This is a genomic window from Pseudomonas poae, from assembly GCA_028869255.1.
Taxonomy (GTDB): domain Bacteria; phylum Pseudomonadota; class Gammaproteobacteria; order Pseudomonadales; family Pseudomonadaceae; genus Aquipseudomonas; species Aquipseudomonas poae_C.
Map to the genome: position 1 here is coordinate 1,802,773 of CP110972.1, position 20,393 is coordinate 1,823,165.

The window sequence follows — 20,393 nt, forward strand, 5'->3', positions numbered from 1 at the left end:
CCGGCCCCATTGCACTTTTTTTCATTTATCCAATCTATCTTTGTCGCAGCCCCGCCGATCCCCCGCGTGGGCAAAAGAACCAGATCGGGTGCCGATGGATCGCACGTTACGTTTATTCAAAATTGGCTGGATGCGCCGGCCGTTGTGGCTGGCAGTGGTGTTGATGCTCTGCGCCGGCGGTTGCAGCCAGCAACAAGGGCGGGATATCGCCAAGCAATTGAGCAATGGCAAACCCGACGAGTTCTTCCAGACCAGCGTCGATCGCATGGCGACCCTGGGCATGCGCGACAACCTGCAAAGCCTTTATCTGCTGATGAACAAGCTCTACCTGCGCAACCCCAACCAATGGCGTCAGTCGGGTTACCCGGATGCGGTGACGGCTGCGCGGGAGATTCGCCAGGCCATTGAACAACAGCGATCCCTGCCGGCCCTTGGCGAGCGTCGTGACCTGGCAGCCCTGAGCTACTCCCTGAGCCCGGAATTCCAAGGGGACCGGGTCGGGGCCTTTATCTACGCGATCGGCAGCATGCTTGTGACCGCGCATGGTGGGCGTACCGAGTTCTACATAACCGACTCGATCAACCCGCAATTCGTCAGCAATGCTGCGCGCAATATCGAAAAGGCCACTTGGTTGCTCAGTAAACGCCAGGATGCAAACGGCGTGCTGCTATTGTTTTCCAATGAGATATCGGAGGAGGGCAGCAACCTCAGCTTTGCCGTGGAGTTCGGCAAGATCGTGGCGCGCCTCGACCTGTTGACCCAGATGCTCGATGAGCGCTACCGGCGGATCGGGCTCAATTACGCGCAAAGCTTGCTGCTGATGAATTTCCTGCCGGTGCAGTGATGCATTTCGTCGGCCGGGATTTAAGCCGCATCACGGATGGCCGATGCAGTGGCGACACCTGTGATCTTGGGAGAGTGTTATCAAACATCTGACAGTTGAAGAATTGGATGCCATCACGGAGATCGAAACGACCTCCAACATTCTGCGGCTTACCTCGCGGTTGACCGGGATGCGATTTTCGGCGATTTCCAAGATGACTGACACGCATTGGGTGGCGTGCGCGGTGCATGACGAGCTGCAATTCGGCCTGGAGGCGGGCGACGAATTGCTGGTTGAGGCCACGTTATGCAATCAGCTGCGCGGCAATCGCACCTCGATCATCATCGAACATGCCAGCCGGGACCCGGTGTTCTGGGAGCATCCGCTGCCCAAGGAGCACGGTTTCGAGAGTTACATATCGCTGCCCATCGTGTTCTCGGACGGCCGCGTTTTCGGCACCTTGTGCGCACTGGATACATTGCCCAGGAAGCTTGAGAACACGCCAATGATCGAAATCCTCACCATCTTCACCCGTCTCATCGGCACGACGCTGGAGTTGCAACGCAACAGCGCTTGAGTGCAGAGGCTTGGCCGGCACTTTTCAATGCCTCTATAGGGGGCGGGAAGGTGCGCTCTTTCCCTTTTGGCTGTAGGAAGTGGCCTATCTTGATGCCCAGCGCTTGAAACACCCCTCGGTGCGCAATAGCCTCGGATTTTTCCGAAAAAATGAGGCCCACCTTGGGAAAGCGAAAAACGGTTTGGCCGACAGACCGCGAAATACGCCTGCGCTTTATCCTCTTCGCCGTGATCGATGCCGCGAGTGTTCAGGGCGTTGGCGCCGATGTGTTGCTGCCCGCGCATAAATTGCTGCGTGAGTCGCCTACAGCAGCGCAGTTGCTGGAGACGCTGGGTGAGATCCTTTCCGCCGATGAAATGTACGGGTTCAGGTTTACTCCGGGGTCGGAAGCGGAAGAATTGATGCGCAAGCTGGAGGTGCCCAGCCCATAAGGAGCAGTTGTTAGATCGTTTATTTCCTTCTGGTTGGATGACATTCCTTGATCGAATATCCATGACGTCGTTTAACGCCAGATAGCGGCAACCAGTCGCGTAGTAGCTTCGTAATCGACGGCATAGCATCCTTTGCAGCTGTTTCAATCGACTAAGCTTCCCTCCGAACATCCGATATTGCTGCTCTGCCGGCGTCTTGCGCCGTTGCCTGGCGTCTCTAGAATCGGCGCCAGAACTTAGCCATTTCCTGTCGATTACGGAGTTTCGAACATGATGAATGCAATGCAGATGCCGATGAACACTTCCATGCCTATGATGCCGATGATGGGCATGCCGATGATGATGGCAACCATGAAATGCGAAATGGCCGGCGACGCCATGATGTGCACCATGAAGCCGGCAGCCGGCATGGACATGGCTCAGTTCAAGACCAACGCCGAAATGATGGCGATGATGATGAACTGCGGCATGCCGATGATGATGCAGTGCGCCAATATGTCGATGATGTGCATGTCCGCCGACGCCATGGCCATGATGTCGGGCATGAACATGCAGATGATGCCGATGATGGGCATGCAGATGCCGATGATGAAGTGCGTGATGGAGTGCACGATGCAGGCTGATGGCATGCAGTGCAAAATGATGCCGATGCCAGGCATGAGCATGGCGATGATGACCAACTGCTGCATGCTGATGAACAAACTGATGAACGACTGCGCCATGCCAATGATGATGAGCTGCAACGGCATGCCGATGATGTGCTGCACCTGCTGACAGGTCCCGCGCAATAAAAAACGCCCCGATCATTCGGGGCGTTTTGCATTTCAGTCCAGGCGTTCGGGGTAAGTGATCACCAAAAACGCCACCGCTTCGCTGTCCGCCGGGTTGCGATAGCGGTGCGGCTGGTCGGCGTAGAACAGGATCGAATCGCCGGTGGAGAGCAGGTAGCGCTCATCGTTGACGCTGACCTCCAGCACACCCTGGGCCACCACCAGGTTTTCCTGGATGCCGGGGCCGTGGCCATCGGAGACTTCCTCGCCCAGCGCCCGCAGGCGGATCTCATAGAATTCGGACTGGCGCGCCGTATCGTAGGGGAATAACGCACGGCTGGTAAACGCGCCATCGGCACTCACCAGGCGTTTGCTCTGTTGCGCCGGTAGCACCTCCACCCCTTCAAATGCGCGATCCTCCGGGAACGCCGCCACCGAGACTTTCAAACCCTTGGCGATTTTGCACAACACCTTGATCGACGGCACGCTGCGCCCGGACTCGATCTGCGCAAGCATCGCCCGGCTTACGCCGCAGGCGCGTGCCAGGCCGTCGAGTGACAGATGACGCTTGCTGCGCAGACGTTGCAGGTTGTGCGCGACGCACAGGCTGATCACATCGTCGTCAGTATTCGGTTTGGGCAGGGGATCAGGCGGTTCGGGCAGCACGTGCAGGAAATTCACTGGCCTTACGCCCGGCGGGTATCGCTGGACGGGGCGGCCTGTGCGGTAAACACCGCGAGCCCGGCACGCGCCGCGTACATCGCCCACATCAGCTCGGCCGCTGTACGTGCCTGGCGGCGTTTGCGGTGAAGCGTGAAGTCGATGACGGTGGCGGTTGCTTGCATGGGGGCAGTCTCATGGGTGGTTCAGTGGGCCCACAGTAATACTTGCCGGTTATTTCTTTAAATACTGAGTTTGCATGTGGTAATTCGATTTCGGACTTAGCAACTAAATCGGCTCCTACACTGTTGTGGGAAGGGTCTGGTCCTTTAATTAGGCGTGACCTGGCGGGCGTCCCTGTCTTCCCATCACTGTTCGCGTGGCCGGCTGGCCTGCCACGCCCCCGAATTCCAAGGACCCACCCCATGCTGCTGCGTCAACCTCCGCTGTTTTTTGCTGCCCTGACCTTAAGCTCACTGGTGCAGGCCGAAGCGCTGCAATTGGCCCCGGTCGAAGTCACCAGCAGCGAAGCCAGCGCCGGCGAAGTGGCCCAGGCGCAGCTTGCGAGCGTGCCCGGCGCCACCAATTACATCGACATGAACAGCGTGCAGCAGGGGCGGGTGAGCACCAATGAAGACGTGTTCAAGTACCAGCCCGGGGTGTACGCCAAGGCGGCGAATAATGAAGGCGTGAAGTTGTCCATTCGCGGTTCGGGCCTAAACCGCAGCCCTGGCTCCCACGCCTCGGGGCTGTATGAAATGTTCGACGGCTTGCCGCTGACCGGCCCTGGTGGCACGCCCTACGAACTCAAGGACCCGTTGTGGCAAAGCCGCGTCGAAGTGCTGCGCGGCGCCAACGGCTTTGACCAGGGCGCGCTGGCCCTCGGCGGTTCGGTCAACTACGTGACCCGCACCGGCTATGACGCGCCCAAGCTGCAGGTGCGCTACGAAGCCGGCAGTCGTGGTTATGCCCAGCGCGAGATCAGCTCGGGCCAGGTGCTGGGGGATGCCGACTACTACATCAGCCTTACCGACTCCGAATCCGACGGCTATCAGCACCAGAGTGCCGCCACCGGCAAGGGGGTTGCGGCCAACTTTGGTTACCGCTTCAGCCCGGCACTGGAAACCCGTTTCTACTTGCGCTACCGCGAAACCACCAACGACACCCCGGGCAAACTCACCCGTGCGCAGATCAGCCACGACCCGCGTGCCGCCAACAGCCTCAACGCCGCCCGCGATTCCAAGCGCTTGCAACCCGGCTCCACCTGGATCGCCAACAAAACCACCTTGCAGCTGGACGACAACTCGCGCCTCGAAGCCGGGCTGGCCTACCACGATTACCCGATGGACCTGCGCGAAGGCACCAACCGCCTCAAGGTGGCCTACACCGATATCAGCAGCACCCTGAACTATATCCGCCAGGACACGCTGTTCGGCCACGACAGCAAAACCACCCTCGGCCTGCGCACCACCCAGGCGATGCCCAACAATGGCGCCTCGGAATACGTGCGCACGCCGGCCGGCAACACCGCAGGCTACGCCCCCGGCACCAAGACCCGCGACTACAGCTACCTGGGTTCTGACACCGTGCTGCACATCGGCAACGACCTGGAACTGGCCCAGGATTTGTGGCTGACCACCGGCCTGGCCGCGATCTACACGCGCCGCGAAACCCAGGTCACCTACCCCGAAGGCCAGGCGCCGCTCAGCCAGCATGATTGGGATTACGCCCCGCGTATCGGCCTGCGTTACGACTTCAACCCGCAATTGCAGGTGTACGGCAACCTGAGCCGCTCGGTCGAGCCGCCGCACGCGTGGTCGATGATCTGGGGTTCCAACAAGTACTTCACCAGCGGCGCGGCCAAAGGCTTGGCGCGTGAAGGCGTGAGCCTGAAGAATCAGACCGCCACCACCCTGGAATTCGGCGGACGGGGAGAAGCATCGTTCGGCCAGTGGGACCTGGCGCTGTACCGCTCCGAAGTGCGTCACGAATTGCTCAGCGTGGAAACCCAGGGCCAAACTTCCACCAGCAATGCGATCATCGCCGAATCCAACGCCAGCCCCACCGTGCACCAAGGCGTGGAGCTGGGGCTGCTGAGCCCGTTATGGGACGGCGGCCGCAGCGGCCAGCTCGCCCTGCGCCAAGCCTATACCTTCAGCGACTTCCATTACCGCGACGATGACCGATTCGGCGACAACACCTTGCCGGGCATCCCCAAGCACTACTACCAGGCGCAGTTGCGCTACAGCCACCCGACGGGGTTCTACACCAGCCTCAACACCGAGTACTCGTCACGGGTGGCGGTGGACTATGCCAACTCCTACTACGCCGCGTCCTATACGCTGCTCGGCGCCACCTTCGGCTACGACGCGCCCAAGCAGGACTGGCAAGCCTGGGTTGACCTGCGCAACCTCACCAACCGGCGCTACGCCAACACCGTCACTCCGGGCTACGACGACAAAGGCTTGGATGTGGCGCGCTCCACCCCGGCGGACGGTCGCGGCATCTACACCGGCGTGTCCTGGAGCTGGCGCTAAGCACACATTCTCTTCCTATGACGAGCGCGCTTGTTGTGGCGAGCGGGCTTGCCCGCGCTGGGCTGCGCAGCAGCCCCAAAACCAGCCGCTGAAGGAAGCCTGACACACCGCATTCAGCCTCACTGGAGCCGCTTCGCCCCCCAACGCGGGCAAGCCCGCTCGCCACAAGGGCAATCGTTGTAGCCCCTTGCCCCCAAATCGTTTTACTGGCATTGTTCGCGCAATTGGTAATATTTCCCATTTGAGATACTTTTGCGCATGCATGACATTCCGGCCGCGCTGGGCGACTCCGTCCGGCAGCAGACCCTTACGGCGATGTACAGCGAGCACCACGGCTGGTTGCACGGCTGGCTGCGCAAAAAACTGGGCTGCTCCCAGCATGCCGCCGACCTGGCCCACGACGCCTTTATCCGCGTGCTGATGCTGGCCGAGCCGCAACATATCAAAGAACCGCGGGCCTTCCTCGCTACCACGGCAGGAAGGCTGTTGATCGATGGCGCCCGGCGGCGGCGCATCGAAAAAGCCTACATGCACGCGCTGGCAATCCAGTCTGAAGACGCCGGCATGCCTGATCCGGCGGCGATCCATGTGGCCTTGCAAGCCCTGGAGCGCATCGCCGAAATGCTCGCCGGCCTGCCTGCCAAGGCCCGTGAAGCGTTCTTGTTGAGTCGCCTGGATGGGCTGACCTACAGCGAAATCGCCACCCGCCTGGACGTCTCCTCCAGCACCGTCAAAAACTACATCTCCAGCGCACTGGTGCATTGCTACCACAGCCTGCACGCGGCAGACCCGCTGGCATGAACTCCGAACAAATCATTCAACAAGCGGCGAATTGGCTGACACGCCTGCACGACGAAGACGTCAGCGACGCCGAGCGCGAGGCTTTTACCACCTGGTGCCAGGCGGACCCGCGCCACGCTGTCGCCATCGAGCGTATGCGCGCCTTGTGGGGCAGCCTTGATACCGTGCCCGCTAAACCTGCGCGCATGGCTTTGAACCGCGCTTTCGCCCCGCAACGGCCGCGCACCGCCCACGTGGCGGGATTGCTCGGCGTATTGCTCTGCGGTTGGCTGGGCCTGGAACACTTGCCGGTGTGGATGGCCGACCAGCGTACCGGCGTCGGCGAGCGCCGTGAGGTCGCCCTCGAAGACGGCAGCCGGCTGCAACTCAACAGCAACTCGGCGGTAGACGTTAAGTTTGACGGCCACCAACGGGTAATCGAACTGCTGCAAGGCGAACTCTGGGTGGACGTGGCCAAGGATGCGCAACGGCCTTTCGTGGTACGCACCGACCAGGGCACGGCGACCGCCCTGGGCACGCGTTACCTGGTCAAGCGTGCGTCGGACGGGACCACGGTGGTGACCGTGATCGAGTCCAGTGTGGCGGTCAAAGGCGACACACGCGAAGGCGTCAAGGTCACGGCCGGCCAACGCTCGGTCCTCGACCATGGCCGCGCCCAAACGCCCCAGGCCATTGGCGATGCCGACCCGGATGCCTGGACCCGTGGCCTGCTCAAGGTCAACGACCAGCCTCTCGGCGATGTGCTGCAAACCCTGGCCAGCTACCGCCACGGCCTGGTGCGCTTCGACCCCCAGGCCCTGCAAAACCTGCGGGTGTCCGGTGTGTTCAAGCTCGACGACACGGCGGCGGCGCTGGCGGCGCTGGCAGATAACCTGCCGATCCAGGTGGAGTACTTCACCGACCTGCTGGTGGTGGTCAAGCCGCGTTAGGCGTCGTGCCGGCGCAGGCGTTTGTACAGGGTGTTGCGGCTCACCCCCAGCTCCCGCGCCAAGTGTGAAATATTCCCGCCGGCTGCTTTCAGCCGCTGGGTCAAGTCGATGCTGTCATCCAGGTACTCGCTGGCGGGCAGCGGCGGCGCCAGGTTCAAATCCACAAAAAAATCGTCCGGCAGATGCTCCGGGCGGATCGGTTGCTCTTCAGCCATCGCCAGTGCCACCTGCAACACGCTGCTCACCTGGCGCAAATTGCCGGGCCAGGGGTGCTGCTCGAACAGTGCCAGCACCTCGGCGCTCAGCCCGGCCCATTGCGTGGGTTCGCGGTGTTGCTGCCACAGTTGCTGGAACAGCGCCTGCTTGTCGGTACGCTCGCGCAATGGCGGCAATTCGAGGGTCAGGCCGCCGATGCGGTAGTACAGATCCTCACGAAAACGCCCGGCCTGCACCAACTCGCGCAGTGCCCGATTGGTGGCTGAAATAATCCGCAAGTCCACCGGGAATAACTCGCTGCTGCCCACCGGCTGTACGCAGCGCTCCTGCAACACCCGCAACAGGCGCGCCTGGGTGGGTAACGGCATATCACCGATTTCATCCAGAAACAGCGTGCCCTTGTCGGCCTTGCGGATCAGGCCGATGCTGCCTTTCTGGTTGGCGCCGGTGAACGCGCCTTTTTCGTAACCGAACAGTTCCGATTCCACCAGCTCGGCCGGAATCGCCGCACAGTTCACCGCGATAAACGCCTGTTGGCTGCGGGAACTGGCCTGGTGCAGGGCTTTGACGAACACTTCCTTGCCCACCCCGGTTTCACCGTGGATCAGCAGCGGGATGTCCTTTTCCAGCAGGCGTTCGGCCTGGCGCACGGCTTTTTCCACGCGTACATCGCCAAAGTGCAGGGTTTTCAAGTTGATCGCAGCCGGTTTTGCAGGTGTTGGTTCGCTGAACACGCGTGCTTGCACGGGCATCTGCTTCGGCCGTTTCAACAGGCACTGGAACCGATTGCGTCCCGCCGCCTGCAGGGAGAAGGGCAGCCCCTGCGGCTGATTGAGCAACTCCAGCAGCGAGACTTTGAACAAACTGTCGATCATCACCCGCGACAAACTGATGCCCAACAGGTTGTCGGCGCGCCGGTTGGCCGATAGCACCTGGCCGCTGTCATCAAAGATCAGCAGGCCCGCCCATTGGCTGTCGAGGTTGCTCAGGCCGGTGTTGAAGGTCAGCTGGAAATGCTCGCCGCGAAACAGGTTGAGGATCAGCCGGTTTTCCACGGTCTGGCTCATCATCTTGACCATGCCCAGGGTGTGGGAGGGCGGCAGGTAGCTGTCGCTGGACACGTCCAGCACCGCGATGATTTCGCGCTGGGCGTCGAAGATCGGCGCCGCCGAGCCGGTCATGAAGCGGTTGGCCTTGAGAAAGTGTTCGTCATGTTCGATATGCACCGCCTGGGCACACGCCAATGCGGTGCCGATGGCATTGGTGCCGCTGGCGCGCTCCATCCAGCTGGCGCCGGCGCTGAACCCCCGGGCCAACTTGGGCTCGATAAAGCGCTGGGTGCCCCAACTGGTCAGCACCTGGCCCTGATTGTCAGCCAGCATGATCAGGCAGTTGGAGTTACTCAGGATGTTTTCGTAGTAGGGCAGCACTTCCTGATGGGTGGTCTGCACCAGCGAATGCTGGCTCTCGAGCAACTGACTGATGCCCTCGGCCGGCAGTTGGTCGAAGCTGGGCGTGCTCTGGTGGTCCAGGCCAAAGGCGCGGCAACGGCGCCAGGATTCCTGGATAAGGGTGTCGTGAGCCAGGGGTTCGGCCATGGGGGGCGACCTTCATTTTTATTGTTATTTTTATTGAGCCTTGCACGGACCCATGTGGGAGCTGCCTTGCCTGCGATAGCGGTGGGTCAGTCACTGCATGAGCACGCTGATACACCGCAATCGCGGGCAAGCCCGCTCCCACATTTGTTCTGTGTTGATGGTGAGAGTGTTGTTCAGAACTGTTCATTGTCAACCCCTGACCTGTTCAGTTGTTCAGTCCGATTGTTCACTCCCGAACATCAGCTTTAGCCCATTTCCTTGCACATCAATTACTTGCCGTTTTGGCACGAAACTCGCTCTGTCGACTGGCCAGATTCATTCCAATAATAAAAAGGTCGTGTCATGTCATTGACCCTGGAACATGTCTCCCGTGTCGTCGAAGGCCAAACCTGGATCGACGACGCCAACCTGCGTTTCGAAGCCGGTTCCTTTAACGTGTTGCTCGGCCGCACCCTGTCCGGCAAGACCAGCCTGATGCGCCTGATGGCCGGCCTGGACAAGCCCGACAGCGGGCGAATCCTGATGAACGGCGTGGATGTCACGCAAAAGCCAGTGCGCCTGCGCAACGTGTCGATGGTGTATCAGCAGTTCATCAACTACCCGACCATGACCGTGTTCGAAAACATCGCCTCGCCGTTGCGCCAGGCCGGTGTGTCCAACGAGCTGATCCAGAGCAAGGTGTTGGAAACCGCGAAGATGTTGCGCATCGAGAAGTTTCTGCAGCGCCACCCGCTGGAGCTGTCCGGTGGTCAGCAGCAACGCACGGCCATGGCCCGCGCCCTGGTCAAGGACGCCGAACTGATCCTGTTCGATGAGCCACTGGTGAACCTGGACTACAAACTGCGCGAAGAGCTGCGTCAGGAAATGCGCGAGCTGTTCAAGGCCCGCCATACCATCGCGATCTACGCCACCACGGAGCCCAACGAGGCGCTGGCGCTGGGCGGCACCACCACCATCCTCCACGAAGGTCGGGTGATCCAGAGCGGCAAGGCCGCCGAGGTCTATCACCAGCCGCAGACGGTGCTGGCCGCCGAGCTGTTTTCCGAGCCGCCGATCAACCTGATGCCGGGGCGCATCAGCGGCAATGAAGTGAGCTTCGCCAATTTTGTGCACTTCCCGCTGAACGTCGACCTGCGCCCGATCGGCGAAGGCGAATTCCGCTTTGGTGTGCGCCCCAGCCATATCAGCCTGGTGCCGAGCAACGACGATGACCTGGAGCTGGCGGTAACCGTGGAAGTCGCTGAAATCAGCGGCTCGGAAACCTTCCTGCATGTGCGCAGCGAACACTTCCTGCTGGTGCTGCACCTGCCGGGCGTGCACGAATACGACGTGGATGCGCCGATCCGCGTGTACATCCCCACCCATAAACTGTTTGTGTTCGATGGTCAGGGCCGCTTGGTCCAGGCCCCTGGACGCCGTGTCGCGAGGGTTGCCTGATGGCCGAGATCCATTTGCAGAACCTGGCGCATAGCTACAGCCCTACGCCCGCTGGGCCTGAGGACTACGCGATCCGGGAAATGAACCACGTGTGGGAGCAGGGTGGGGCCTACGCTTTGCTCGGGCCGTCGGGCTGCGGCAAGTCGACCTTGCTCAATATCATCTCCGGCCTGCTCAGCCCGTCTGAAGGCCAGGTGCTGTTCGACAGCACAGTGGTGAATGACCTCACACCCGAAAAACGCAACATCGCCCAGGTGTTCCAGTTCCCGGTGGTGTACGACACCATGACGGTGTTCGATAACCTGGCCTTCCCGCTGCGCAATCAGGGCATGGCTGAAGCGAAAATTCACAGCAAGGTGCAGGAAATTGCCGAGGTCCTCGACCTGCAAAACCTGCTGAGCAAAAGGCGCGCAACCTCACCGCCGATGAAAAGCAAAAGGTTTCCATGGGCCGTGGGCTGGTACGTGATGACGTCTCGGCGATTCTGTTCGATGAGCCGCTGACGGTGATCGATCCGCACCTCAAATGGAAATTGCGGCGCAAGCTCAAGCAGATCCATGAGCAGTTCAATATCACCATGGTCTACGTCACCCACGACCAGCTGGAGGCCTCGACCTTCGCCGACAAGATCGCGGTGATGTATGGCGGGCAGATCGTGCAGTTCGGCACCCCGCGTGACCTGTTCGAGCGGCCGAGCCATACCTTTGTCGGCTATTTCATCGGCAGCCCAGGGATGAATCTGATCGAGGTGCAGGCCGAAGCGGGCGGAGTGGGTTTTGCCGGGACTCATCTGGCATTGCCTGACGCCTTGCAGCAACGCATTGCCAGCACGGACTACAAGAAGCTGCAGGTCGGTATCCGCCCGGAATTTATCCATGTATGGGACGAGTACAACCCTGACGCCTTGCAGGCCGATGTCGTCCATGTGGAAGACCTTGGCACCTACAAGATCATGACCCTGAACCTGGACGGCGCCTCGCTGAAAGTGCGCCTGGCCGAAGACAAACCGGTGCCCGAGGGCCATGCCTGTATCAGCTTCCCCGCGCAATGGCTGATGGTCTACGCCGACGATTACCTGCTGGAGGTGCAGCCATGAACAAGGTCCAGAACAACAAGGCCTGGTGGCTGGTGCTGCCGGTGTTCCTGCTGGTGGCGTTCAGTGCGGTGATCCCGATGATGACCGTGGTCAACTACTCGGTGCAGGATATTTTTGACCAGTCCAGCCGCTACTTTGTCGGCGCCGACTGGTACAAGCAGGTGCTGCTCGACCCACGCCTGCACGATTCGCTGCTGCGCCAGTTCATCTATTCGGCGTGTGTGCTGCTGATCGAAATCCCGCTGGGTATCGCCATCGCGCTGACCATGCCGACCAAAGGCCGCTGGTCGTCGTTGGTGCTGATCATCCTGGCGATTCCGCTGCTGATTCCGTGGAACGTGGTGGGCACCATCTGGCAGATTTTCGGCCGTGCCGATATCGGCCTGCTGGGCTACAGCCTCAACGCGCTGGGCATCAGCTACAACTATGCGGCCAACACCATGGACGCGTGGGTCACCGTGCTGGTGATGGACGTGTGGCACTGGACCTCGCTGGTCGCGCTGCTGTGCTACTCGGGCCTGCGGGCCATTCCGGATGTGTACTACCAGGCAGCGCGGATTGATCGTGCATCCGCCTGGGCGGTTTTCCGACATATCCAGTTGCCCAAGATGAAAAGCGTGCTGCTGATCGCGGTGATGTTGCGCTTTATGGACAGCTTCATGATCTACACCGAGCCGTTTGTACTGACGGGCGGCGGGCCGGGTAACGCCACCACGTTCCTCAGTCAGACGCTGACCCAGATGGCCGTAGGCCAATTCGACCTGGGCCCGGCGGCGGCGTTTTCGCTGGTGTACTTCCTGATCATCCTGTTGGTGTCCTGGCTGTTCTACACCGCCATGACCCACTCCGACGCCAACCGCTGAGGCCGCCAACATGAGCAAGAGAAAGCTGATACCGCTGCTGGTCTACATCCTGTTCCTGCTGGTGCCGATCTATTGGCTGCTGAACATGTCCTTCAAGAGCAACACTGAAATCCTCGGCGGGCTGACGCTGTTTCCGCAGGATTTTACCCTGGCCAACTACAAGGTGATCTTCACCGACCCGAGCTGGTACACCGGTTACCTCAACTCGCTGTATTACGTGAGCCTGAACACGGTGATCTCCCTGAGCGTGGCGCTGCCGGCAGCCTATGCGTTTTCGCGCTACCGATTTCTGGGTGACAAGCACCTGTTCTTCTGGCTGCTGACCAACCGCATGGCGCCACCGGCGGTGTTTTTGCTGCCGTTTTTCCAGCTGTACTCGTCCATTGGCCTGTTCGACACGCATATCGCCGTGGCCTTGGCGCACTGCCTGTTCAACGTGCCGTTGGCGGTGTGGATCCTGGAGGGGTTCATGTCCGGCGTGCCCAAGGAGATTGACGAAACTGCCTACATCGACGGCTATAGTTTTCCGAAGTTTTTCGTGAAGATTTTTATCCCGTTGATCGGCTCCGGCATCGGCGTAACAGCGTTTTTCTGCTTCATGTTTTCCTGGGTCGAACTGTTGCTGGCGCGCACCCTGACTTCGGTCAACGCCAAGCCGATTGCGGCGGTGATGACGCGTACGGTCTCGGCGTCGGGTATCGATTGGGGCGTGCTGGCGGCGGCGGGGGTGTTGACCATCCTGCCCGGCATGCTGGTGATCTGGTTTGTTCGCAACCACGTGGCCAAGGGCTTTGCCCTGGGCCGGGTCTAGAGGAATCGATGATGGAATGGATGGCCTGGACCACCCCCACCGCCCTGTTCTTTGGCGGCATTGCCCTGATTCTGGCGGGCATGACCACTTGGGAGCTGCGGTCGCCGAGCATCCCTCGGCGCGGCTTTTTGCCGATCAGCACCACCCGTGGTGATCGTTTGTTTATCGGTCTTCTCGGCAGCGCCTACCTGCATTTGCTGGTAATCGGCGTTACCGACTGGAGCATCTGGGTAGCGTCCGCGCTCTCCCTGGTATGGCTGTTGAGTGTGATGCGTTGGGGCTAGTGCCCTTGTGAATAAACAACTAGGAGGTCTCTATGTTGAATAAAAACAATAAGCTGCGACATAGCATTTCATTGGCCGCCGTATTGGCCCTCAGCGGTTTGAGCGCCACGGCCTGGGCCGATGCGTATGAAGATGCGGCGAAAAAATGGATCGGCAGCGAATTCAAACCGTCCACCCTCACGGCCGACCAGCAGCTCGAGGAACTCAAGTGGTTTATCAAGGCCGCCGAACCGTTCCGTGGGATGAAGATCAACGTGGTGTCGGAAACCCTCACCACCCACGAATACGAGTCCAAGGTACTGGCCAAGGCGTTCAGTGAAATCACCGGGATCAAGCTGACCCACGACCTGCTGCAAGAAGGCGACGTGGTGGAAAAGCTGCAAACCCAGATGCAGTCCGACAAGAATATCTATGACGGCTGGGTCAACGATTCCGACTTGATCGGTACGCACTTTCGCTATGGCAAGACCGAATCCATTACCGACCTGATGGCCAACGAGGGCAAGAACTTCACCTCGCCGACCCTGGATATCAAAGACTTTATTGGTATCTCCTTCACCACCGCGCCGGACGGCAAGATCTACCAGCTCCCGGACCAGCAGTTCGCCAACCTCTACTGGTTCCGCGCCGACTGGTTCGAGCGCCCGGAACTCAAAGCCAAGTTCAAGGAAAAGTACGGCTATGACCTTGGTGTGCCGGTGAACTGGTCGGCTTACGAAGACATCGCCAAATTCTTCAGCGAAGACGTCAAGGAAATCGACGGCAAGCGCATCTACGGGCACATGGACTACGGCAAGAAAGACCCGTCCCTGGGCTGGCGCTTTACCGATGCCTGGTTCTCCATGGCCGGTGGCGGCGATAAAGGCTTACCCAACGGCTTGCCGGTGGATGAGTGGGGCATTCGCGTGGAGGACTGCCACCCGGTGGGTTCCAGCGTGACTCGTGGCGGCGACACCAACGGCCCGGCGGCCGTGTTTGCCACCCAAAAATACGTGGACTGGATGAAAGCCTACGCACCACCGGAGGCGGCGGGCATGACCTTCTCCGAATCCGGCCCGGTGCCGTCCCAGGGCAACATCGCCCAGCAGATCTTCTGGTACACCGCGTTTACCGCCGACATGACCAAGCCGGGCCTGCCGGTAGTGAACGCCGATGGCACGCCGAAATGGCGCATGGCGCCGTCGCCAGTCGGGCCTTATTGGGAAAAGGGCATGAAGAAGGGCTATCAGGACGTGGGTTCCTGGACCTTCCTCAAGTCCACGCCTGAGAAGCAGAAACTCGCGGCCTGGCTCTATGCGCAGTTCGTGACCTCGAAAACCGTGTCGCTGAAGAAAACCATCGTCGGCCTGACGCCGATTCGTGAGTCCGACATCAACTCCCAGGCCATGACCGACCTGGCGCCGAAGCTTGGTGGCCTGGTGGAGTTCTACCGCAGCCCGGCGCGGGTCGAGTGGACTCCGACCGGCACCAACGTGCCGGACTACCCGCGTTTGGCGCAGCTATGGTGGAGCAACATCGCCGCAGCGGCCAGTGGTGAGAAAACCCCGCAACAGGCCCTCGACAACCTCGCCAAGGAGCAGGACGCAATCATGACGCGCCTGGAGCGCTCCAAGGTGCAACCGGTGTGCGGCCCGAAAATGAACCCCGAGCGTGACGCGCAATACTGGTTCGACCAGCCGGGCGCGCCGAAGCCGAAACTCGCCAATGAGAAACCGAAAGGCGAAACCGTGAGCTACAACGACTTGCTCAAGCAGTGGGAGGCAGCGCGTAAGTAACAGCGGGGGTTATAGAAGGACAGAACGGCACGCTAGCGTGCCGTTTTGCTTTGGTGACCCGCTCGCTTTTGTGGCACCCAGGCTTTTGTGGCAAGCAGGCTTGTGTGGCGAGCGGGCTTGCCCGCGTTGGGCTGCGAAGCAGCCCCAAAACCAAGCGCTGCGGTCTTTCAGGAAAATCTCAGCGCCTCTACTAGGGCTGCTGCGCAGCCCAACGCGGGCAAGCTCGCTCGCCACATGGGTGCTGTGCATTCGTCCAATTCGGGGAGTGTGAAGTGGGCCAATTCTGGTGCTGTGCATTAGGTCATATCAGGTCTGTGTTTGGGTCACATCAGCGACCCTGTGGGGGCGGGCAAGTCGTTGAGCAGCGTGGCCAGCGCCGTCGGCTCCAGGGGCAGGCTGACCGCCAGGTATGGCTCGCCACACCCACGGCGGTGTGCGTGCCATTGTCGTTCGGTGATCGGGTTACCGCATGGCATTGCACCGGTATCGCGAATATAGCCATGTTCGTGCACATCAGTGGCGCGGCGTTCCCCGAGGGGATCTGGCGCACCTGCCGGATGGCCCACCCCCCCGCGCACCTGTTCGGCGTGGGCTTTGCCGAGACGATTGCCGGCACGCGCATCATTGATTTTTAAAACCGTTCGCCGAGCAGGTGTGGGTTACTGACGACCGCCGATCCGTACGTTTACAAGCCTGATTGAATTTTCCCCATGGCCCGATGCTCTGCACTCTAGACGCGTGTGGTTTTGAGCGCGCTTGCGCGGCCTCCTTGTTGGGAGGCCTGGTTGTATCGGACTTTGCGGAAACTGCCATCATGACCCTCCTCACAGCGCTGTCGGGCCAACCGGCCTCCTTGACTGACTCGGCCAACGGCCGCCATCAACGGTTATACGGCGAGCTGTACCGCGAAGGCGGCGGCGCTGAGACGGCGGCCCGCGAGTTTTTGCTGGAGCAATTGGCGCAGGTACAAGCGGCGCCCAACGAGTTGCCCGAGCTGCCCGAGCACCTGCCGGCCTGGGTCGAACAGCGTTGCGCCGAGGTGGCTCAAGCCTATGCCGAGTACTCTGGAGCAACGCCAGCAAGGCCGCCCGCGCCGCTACTTTCAGAACAAGGCCCAGGCGTTGTACACGCTGCAACGCGTGGCCCCGACCAAGCAGGTCGACGGCGCCTGGCTATACGGCTTGTTGCGCTACTGGCAAGACCAGCGCTTCGATGGTTTGCTCACCACCTACCTCGAAGAATTGGGCGACGGCGAAGCGGCGCAAAACCATGTGGTGATCTACCGCAAGTTGCTCAGCGAGCAGGATGCCGACAGCGAGGCGGGCCTGGGGGATGATCACTACCTGCAAGGCGCGTTGCAGCTGGCGCTGGGGCTGTGCGGTGAAGAGTTCCTGCCGGAAATCATCGGCTACAACCTCGGTTACGAGCAGTTGCCGCTGCACCTGTTGATCACCGCTTACGAGCTGAGCGAGCTGGGCATCGACCCCTATTACTTCACGCTCCATGTGACCATCGACAATGCCAGCAGTGGCCATGCCTGCAAGGCGGCGCAGTCGGTGCTGAACCTGTTGCCGCTGGGGGAGGGCAGGGCGGAGTTCTACCGCCGTGTAACCCAGGGTTATCGCCTCAATGACCTCGGCCCAGGCACTGCGGCGGTGATCGAAAGCTTCAACATGCAGGACGCTGTGGTCGACATGCTCGAACGCAAGCGCACCTTCGGCCAGCACATGCACTCGGACTACTGCCGCTTCGAAGGCAAGACCGTCAACCAATGGCTGGCGCAGCCCGGGCAGGTCAGTGCTTTTCTTCAGGCGCTGGAAGACAAGGGCTGGATCAAGCGCCACCAGGACCCGGCTGAGAGCCGCTTCTGGCAGTTGATCGAGGGCGCCGGCGCGGCGATGTTCGGCGTGTTCAGCGGCTATGAAAAACAGGTGCTGCACGACTGGATCGCCGGTGACTGGATCAGCGAGCAACGTGTGCCCCCCGTGCGGCCCGGGCGGGCCAGCCGCTTCTCCCGTGAGCAGCATCGTCCAGCCGATCCGGATACCCAGGCGCTGGTGGACTCGTTGTGGAACCTGCCGGATCAGCAGCAGCTCAACGCACTGATCCCATGGCTCTCGGCGCGCCGCCATTGCACGCCGGCCGGGTTGTACGCCACCCGCCGCTTTATCCAACTGCGTGCGCGCCTGCGCTAAGGAGCTCGCCCATGTCTGCCCAACAAATCGCCGACCGCGCCCTGCTGAACCTGGGCCGGGGTTGAAGGAGAACGGCTACCGGTTTATCACGCCGACGCCGTTGACCCATGAGCGGGTTTATCAACGCGTTTCGGCTCCGCTGGCGATGAACCTGCGCGATGTGTTCGGCTGGTCGATGCCGTTTGATCATGAGCTGTTGCCCGAGGCGTTCCGTGAGGAGTTGCAGCAGGCCGATGTGCTCGAGCAACAGGACGCGTTATGGCGCAGTACGGTGCGTTGGTCGAACCTGGGGGACCTGTTGTTTGCCCACTCGGCGTACCCCACCACGCAACCGGATGCGGTGTTTTTCGGGCCTGACAGCTATCGCTTCGCGCAACTGATCGAAGCCCATCTGCAACAGCGTTTCGAGCCGCTTCAGCGCGCCGTGGATATCGGCTGCGGTGCGGGTGTGGGCGCGCTGGTGGTGGCCCGGGCGCGGCATGACGCGCAGGTGCTGGCGGTGGACATCAACCCGCGCGCCTTGCGCCTTACGGCGGTGAATGCGCAGTTGGCCGGGCTGGCCAACGTCAGCGTGTACCACAGCGATGTGCTGGGCGGCGTCGAAGGCGAGTTCGACCTGATCGTCGCCAACCCGCCGTATATGAACGACGACCGCCAGCGTGCCTATCGGCATGGCGGCGGCGCCCATGGCGAGCAACTGTCGGTGCGTATCGTCAATGAATCCCTCGGCCGCCTGGCCCTGGGCGGCAGCCTGGTGCTCTACACCGGTGTGGCGATTGTGGCCGGGGAAGACCCGTTCCTGGCGGCGGTCAAGCCCTTGCTGGGCAGCGACGCCTACGGCTGGACCTACCGCGAGCTCGACCCCGATGTGTTCGGCGAGGAGCTGGAAAAACCCGGCTATGAACGTGTGGAGCGGATTGCCGTGGTCGCGCTGACCGTCAGCCGTTTGCGCTGACGCTCATGCTGACCTTCGGTATCGAAGAGGAATATTTCATCACCGACTTGCACACCCGGCGAATGCTCAGCGAGCCATCGCAGGCCGTGCTGGCGGCATGCAGACACGCGATTGGCCAAGGCTTCGCCTACGAGATGTTCCAGGGCCAGATCGAGGCGGCGTCGCCGGTGTTCAGCGCCCGCTGCGAGGCTGCGGATTACTTGGCGACCGTGCGCCATAACCTGGCTGAAGCCCTTGGCGAATTCGGCCTTGGCGTGGTGTGCGTCGGCAGCCATCCGTTGGCTGCCTGGCGTGAGCAAACACCCACGGGTCAGGTGCATTTTCAGCAGTTATTCGATGAGATGCAGCAGGTGGCGCGGCGCAGTGTGCTGTGCGGGCTGCATGTGCATGTCGAGGTGCCGTCGCGTATCGATCGCATCGCCGTGATGAACCAGGTATCACCCTGGTTGCCGTTGCTGTTGCTGCTCAGTTGTTCCTCACCGTTCTGGGAGGGCCAGCCCAGCGGCTTTATGAGCTACCGCCAGGCAGCGTGCGATGAGTGGCCGCGCATGGGCGTGCCGGAGCATTTCGAGGATTGGGCCGCCTACCAGCGCTACCTCGCGCTGCTGCAACGCGTGGGGGCAATCAAGGCCGATGGCAATGGCTGGTGGGGCATCCGTCCGGCGGCGCGTTATCCCACGCTGGAACTGCGCATGACCGACGCCTGCCCCCGATTGGCGGATACCTTGGCCCTCGCCAGCTTGTACCGCGTGATGGTGACCCACGCCTGCGGCTTGAAAGCGCCCGGCGCCAGCTTCACCGCCGAAAGCCGTTGGCTGCTCCAGGAAAACCGCTGGCAGGCCAAGCGCTACGGTGCGGCCGGCTGCTTTGCACTGGATGACCAAGGCTCGACGGGTAGCGCTGAACACTGGCTGCTGCAGGCTGAGCGCGTATTCGCCGCCACCGCCGAGTCCATGGGCGAGCCGCAGTTGTTCGAGAGCCTGCAGGCGCTGCTGGCGCGGGGCAACAGTGCGCTCGATCAGCTGAGTTGCCACGCTACGGCCGAGGCCAGTGGCGCCGATGGCCTGGACTGCCTGCAGCGTGTGGTCGACCGGTTGCTGGCGGTGACTGCGCAATGAAGGCGCACTAAGCCGCGCAATCAGGCCGTGGCTTGTGGCTGGATATGCAACTCGCCGTCTACATCCTTCACCAACCCACTGGCCAGGAACAGTGGCGCCAGGCGTTTGTGCAACTGCGGCTCGACAAATTCCTTGACCGTGTCCAGCGCCAGCACACCGCTCAGCGCCAGTTCGGCCTTGGTGTATGACAGCCATGCCTTCTTGAGGATTTGCAGCACATCGCTGCCCGCCGTGGAGGCGAAGCGGCGGTGGCTCGGCTTGGTCTCGAAGGTGAACGTGTGCTGGAACGCATAGCCGCTTTCATCACCGCCGCCGGCCGTGCACCGCACGCAGGTGCAAGCGCCGTCGCCGAACGCACTGCGCAGGTAGGCGTTGAAGTCCACCACGGGTTTGAGTGACAGGCGCTTATCCACCTCGAACAGGTCCCCGGTCATTTTATCGTCAGTGTTCAACGTCCATTTCCTCGCAGTGTGCTGCAGTTTTACAAAGCGCGGCACAATACCAGCCGCACGCCGAT

The 20,393-nt window shown here is 61.2% G+C and carries 18 protein-coding genes and 4 pseudogenes; 17 read left to right on the top strand and 5 right to left on the bottom strand.

The window, feature by feature from the left end; genetic code table 11:
- Positions 1 to 94 precede the first annotated feature (94 nt).
- The 4 genes from LRS56_08420 (at position 95) to LRS56_08435 (ending at position 2,605) form a co-directional block, all read left to right on the top strand.
- Positions 95 to 844 carry a hypothetical protein gene (locus tag LRS56_08420; GenBank protein ID WDU64481.1) on the top strand — a complete coding sequence of 250 codons (750 nt, stop codon included), beginning with the start codon at positions 95 to 97 and terminating at the stop codon, positions 842 to 844.
- 103 nt (positions 845 to 947) lie between these two features.
- Positions 948 to 1,400 carry a GAF domain-containing protein gene (locus tag LRS56_08425; protein WDU64482.1) on the top strand — a complete coding sequence of 151 codons (453 nt, stop codon included), beginning with the start codon at positions 948 to 950 and terminating at the stop codon, positions 1,398 to 1,400.
- A gap of 161 nt (positions 1,401 to 1,561) precedes the next feature.
- Complete coding sequence (locus LRS56_08430) at positions 1,562 to 1,831, top strand: hypothetical protein (GenBank protein ID WDU64483.1); 270 nt, start codon at positions 1,562 to 1,564, stop codon at positions 1,829 to 1,831.
- Between the two features lie 270 nt (positions 1,832 to 2,101).
- Positions 2,102 to 2,605 carry a hypothetical protein gene (locus LRS56_08435; protein WDU64484.1) on the top strand — a complete coding sequence of 168 codons (504 nt, stop codon included), beginning with the start codon at positions 2,102 to 2,104 and terminating at the stop codon, positions 2,603 to 2,605.
- Positions 2,606 to 2,655: 50 nt separating this feature from the next.
- On the opposite strand, the gene LRS56_08440 is transcribed toward LRS56_08435, so the two are convergent.
- A complete protein-coding gene (locus tag LRS56_08440) occupies positions 2,656 to 3,243 on the bottom strand; it encodes an XRE family transcriptional regulator (protein WDU65710.1) in 588 nt (195 codons plus the stop codon).
- 44 nt (positions 3,244 to 3,287) lie between these two features.
- Entirely contained in the window at positions 3,288 to 3,446 is a 159-nt protein-coding gene (locus LRS56_08445) for a hypothetical protein (protein WDU64485.1), read from the bottom strand.
- A gap of 240 nt (positions 3,447 to 3,686) precedes the next feature.
- Between LRS56_08445 and LRS56_08450 the strand changes: the two genes are divergently transcribed.
- From LRS56_08450 to LRS56_08460, 3 genes are all read left to right on the top strand, one after another.
- Complete coding sequence (locus LRS56_08450; protein WDU64486.1) at positions 3,687 to 5,798, top strand: TonB-dependent receptor; 2,112 nt, start codon at positions 3,687 to 3,689, stop codon at positions 5,796 to 5,798.
- A 258-nt stretch (positions 5,799 to 6,056) separates the two neighbouring features.
- The gene (locus tag LRS56_08455; protein ID WDU65711.1) at positions 6,057 to 6,599 is read left to right on the top strand and encodes a sigma-70 family RNA polymerase sigma factor; all 543 of its coding nucleotides are present in this window, start codon (positions 6,057 to 6,059) and stop codon (positions 6,597 to 6,599) included.
- Positions 6,596 to 7,528 (top strand): FecR family protein, encoded by a 933-nt coding sequence (locus LRS56_08460; GenBank protein WDU64487.1) that lies wholly within the window; start codon positions 6,596 to 6,598, stop codon positions 7,526 to 7,528. The genes LRS56_08455 and LRS56_08460 overlap by 4 nt, the downstream gene beginning before the upstream one ends.
- On the opposite strand, the gene LRS56_08465 is transcribed toward LRS56_08460, so the two are convergent.
- Positions 7,525 to 9,342, bottom strand: coding sequence for a sigma-54-dependent Fis family transcriptional regulator (locus LRS56_08465; GenBank protein WDU64488.1), 1,818 nt, complete (start codon positions 9,340 to 9,342; stop codon positions 7,525 to 7,527). The two genes, LRS56_08460 and LRS56_08465, sit on opposite strands and share 4 nt — an antisense overlap.
- A gap of 342 nt (positions 9,343 to 9,684) precedes the next feature.
- Here LRS56_08465 and LRS56_08470 point away from each other — a divergent pair, with 342 nt between their 5' ends.
- The 6 genes and pseudogenes from LRS56_08470 (at position 9,685) to LRS56_08495 (ending at position 15,608) form a co-directional block, all read left to right on the top strand.
- A complete protein-coding gene (locus LRS56_08470) occupies positions 9,685 to 10,779 on the top strand; it encodes an ABC transporter ATP-binding protein (protein ID WDU64489.1) in 1,095 nt (364 codons plus the stop codon).
- Positions 10,779 to 11,875, top strand: a pseudogene (locus LRS56_08475) (ABC transporter ATP-binding protein). The gene LRS56_08470 and the pseudogene LRS56_08475 overlap by 1 nt, the downstream one beginning before the upstream one ends.
- Positions 11,872 to 12,738, top strand: a complete 867-nt coding sequence (locus LRS56_08480; GenBank protein WDU64490.1) for a sugar ABC transporter permease — start codon at positions 11,872 to 11,874, stop codon at positions 12,736 to 12,738. The pseudogene LRS56_08475 and the gene LRS56_08480 overlap by 4 nt, the downstream one beginning before the upstream one ends.
- 10 nt (positions 12,739 to 12,748) lie before the next feature.
- Positions 12,749 to 13,549 (top strand): carbohydrate ABC transporter permease, encoded by an 801-nt coding sequence (locus LRS56_08485; GenBank protein ID WDU64491.1) that lies wholly within the window; start codon positions 12,749 to 12,751, stop codon positions 13,547 to 13,549.
- A gap of 11 nt (positions 13,550 to 13,560) precedes the next feature.
- A complete protein-coding gene (locus tag LRS56_08490) occupies positions 13,561 to 13,833 on the top strand; it encodes a DUF2160 domain-containing protein (GenBank protein WDU65712.1) in 273 nt (90 codons plus the stop codon).
- Positions 13,834 to 13,865: 32 nt separating this feature from the next.
- The gene (locus LRS56_08495) at positions 13,866 to 15,608 is read left to right on the top strand and encodes an ABC transporter substrate-binding protein (protein ID WDU64492.1); all 1,743 of its coding nucleotides are present in this window, start codon (positions 13,866 to 13,868) and stop codon (positions 15,606 to 15,608) included.
- A gap of 323 nt (positions 15,609 to 15,931) precedes the next feature.
- On the opposite strand, the gene LRS56_08500 is transcribed toward LRS56_08495, so the two are convergent.
- Positions 15,932 to 16,084, bottom strand: a complete 153-nt coding sequence (locus LRS56_08500; GenBank protein WDU65843.1) for a hypothetical protein — start codon at positions 16,082 to 16,084, stop codon at positions 15,932 to 15,934.
- On the opposite strand from LRS56_08500, the pseudogene LRS56_08505 reads away from it, so the two are divergent.
- The 4 genes and pseudogenes from LRS56_08505 (at position 16,040) to LRS56_08520 (ending at position 19,876) form a co-directional block, all read left to right on the top strand.
- Positions 16,040 to 16,243, top strand: a pseudogene (locus tag LRS56_08505) (hypothetical protein). The gene LRS56_08500 and the pseudogene LRS56_08505 sit on opposite strands and share 45 nt — an antisense overlap.
- A gap of 179 nt (positions 16,244 to 16,422) precedes the next feature.
- A pseudogene (locus LRS56_08510) lies at positions 16,423 to 17,803 on the top strand (iron-containing redox enzyme family protein).
- A gap of 11 nt (positions 17,804 to 17,814) precedes the next feature.
- Positions 17,815 to 18,758: pseudogene (locus tag LRS56_08515) on the top strand (class I SAM-dependent methyltransferase).
- Positions 18,759 to 18,763: 5 nt separating this feature from the next.
- The gene (locus LRS56_08520) at positions 18,764 to 19,876 is read left to right on the top strand and encodes a carboxylate-amine ligase (GenBank protein WDU64493.1); all 1,113 of its coding nucleotides are present in this window, start codon (positions 18,764 to 18,766) and stop codon (positions 19,874 to 19,876) included.
- Between the two features lie 20 nt (positions 19,877 to 19,896).
- Here the strand turns inward: LRS56_08520 and LRS56_08525 are convergent, their stop codons facing one another.
- Positions 19,897 to 20,328 (bottom strand): hypothetical protein, encoded by a 432-nt coding sequence (locus tag LRS56_08525; protein WDU64494.1) that lies wholly within the window; start codon positions 20,326 to 20,328, stop codon positions 19,897 to 19,899.
- Positions 20,329 to 20,393: the final 65 nt, after the last annotated feature.

Coding starts and splice junctions, on each gene's coding strand:
- LRS56_08520 (WDU64493.1), top strand. CDS start 18,764: ATGCTGACCTTCGGTATCGAAGAGGAATATTTCATCACCGACTTGCAC.
- LRS56_08460 (WDU64487.1), top strand. CDS start 6,596: ATGAACTCCGAACAAATCATTCAACAAGCGGCGAATTGGCTGACACGC.
- LRS56_08495 (WDU64492.1), top strand. CDS start 13,866: ATGTTGAATAAAAACAATAAGCTGCGACATAGCATTTCATTGGCCGCC.
- LRS56_08465 (WDU64488.1), bottom strand. CDS start 9,342: ATGGCCGAACCCCTGGCTCACGACACCCTTATCCAGGAATCCTGGCGC.
- LRS56_08485 (WDU64491.1), top strand. CDS start 12,749: ATGAGCAAGAGAAAGCTGATACCGCTGCTGGTCTACATCCTGTTCCTG.
- LRS56_08420 (WDU64481.1), top strand. CDS start 95: ATGGATCGCACGTTACGTTTATTCAAAATTGGCTGGATGCGCCGGCCG.
- LRS56_08455 (WDU65711.1), top strand. CDS start 6,057: ATGCATGACATTCCGGCCGCGCTGGGCGACTCCGTCCGGCAGCAGACC.
- LRS56_08500 (WDU65843.1), bottom strand. CDS start 16,084: ATGCCATGCGGTAACCCGATCACCGAACGACAATGGCACGCACACCGC.
- LRS56_08490 (WDU65712.1), top strand. CDS start 13,561: ATGGAATGGATGGCCTGGACCACCCCCACCGCCCTGTTCTTTGGCGGC.
- LRS56_08445 (WDU64485.1), bottom strand. CDS start 3,446: ATGCAAGCAACCGCCACCGTCATCGACTTCACGCTTCACCGCAAACGC.
- LRS56_08470 (WDU64489.1), top strand. CDS start 9,685: ATGTCATTGACCCTGGAACATGTCTCCCGTGTCGTCGAAGGCCAAACC.
- LRS56_08450 (WDU64486.1), top strand. CDS start 3,687: ATGCTGCTGCGTCAACCTCCGCTGTTTTTTGCTGCCCTGACCTTAAGC.
- LRS56_08480 (WDU64490.1), top strand. CDS start 11,872: ATGAACAAGGTCCAGAACAACAAGGCCTGGTGGCTGGTGCTGCCGGTG.
- LRS56_08435 (WDU64484.1), top strand. CDS start 2,102: ATGATGAATGCAATGCAGATGCCGATGAACACTTCCATGCCTATGATG.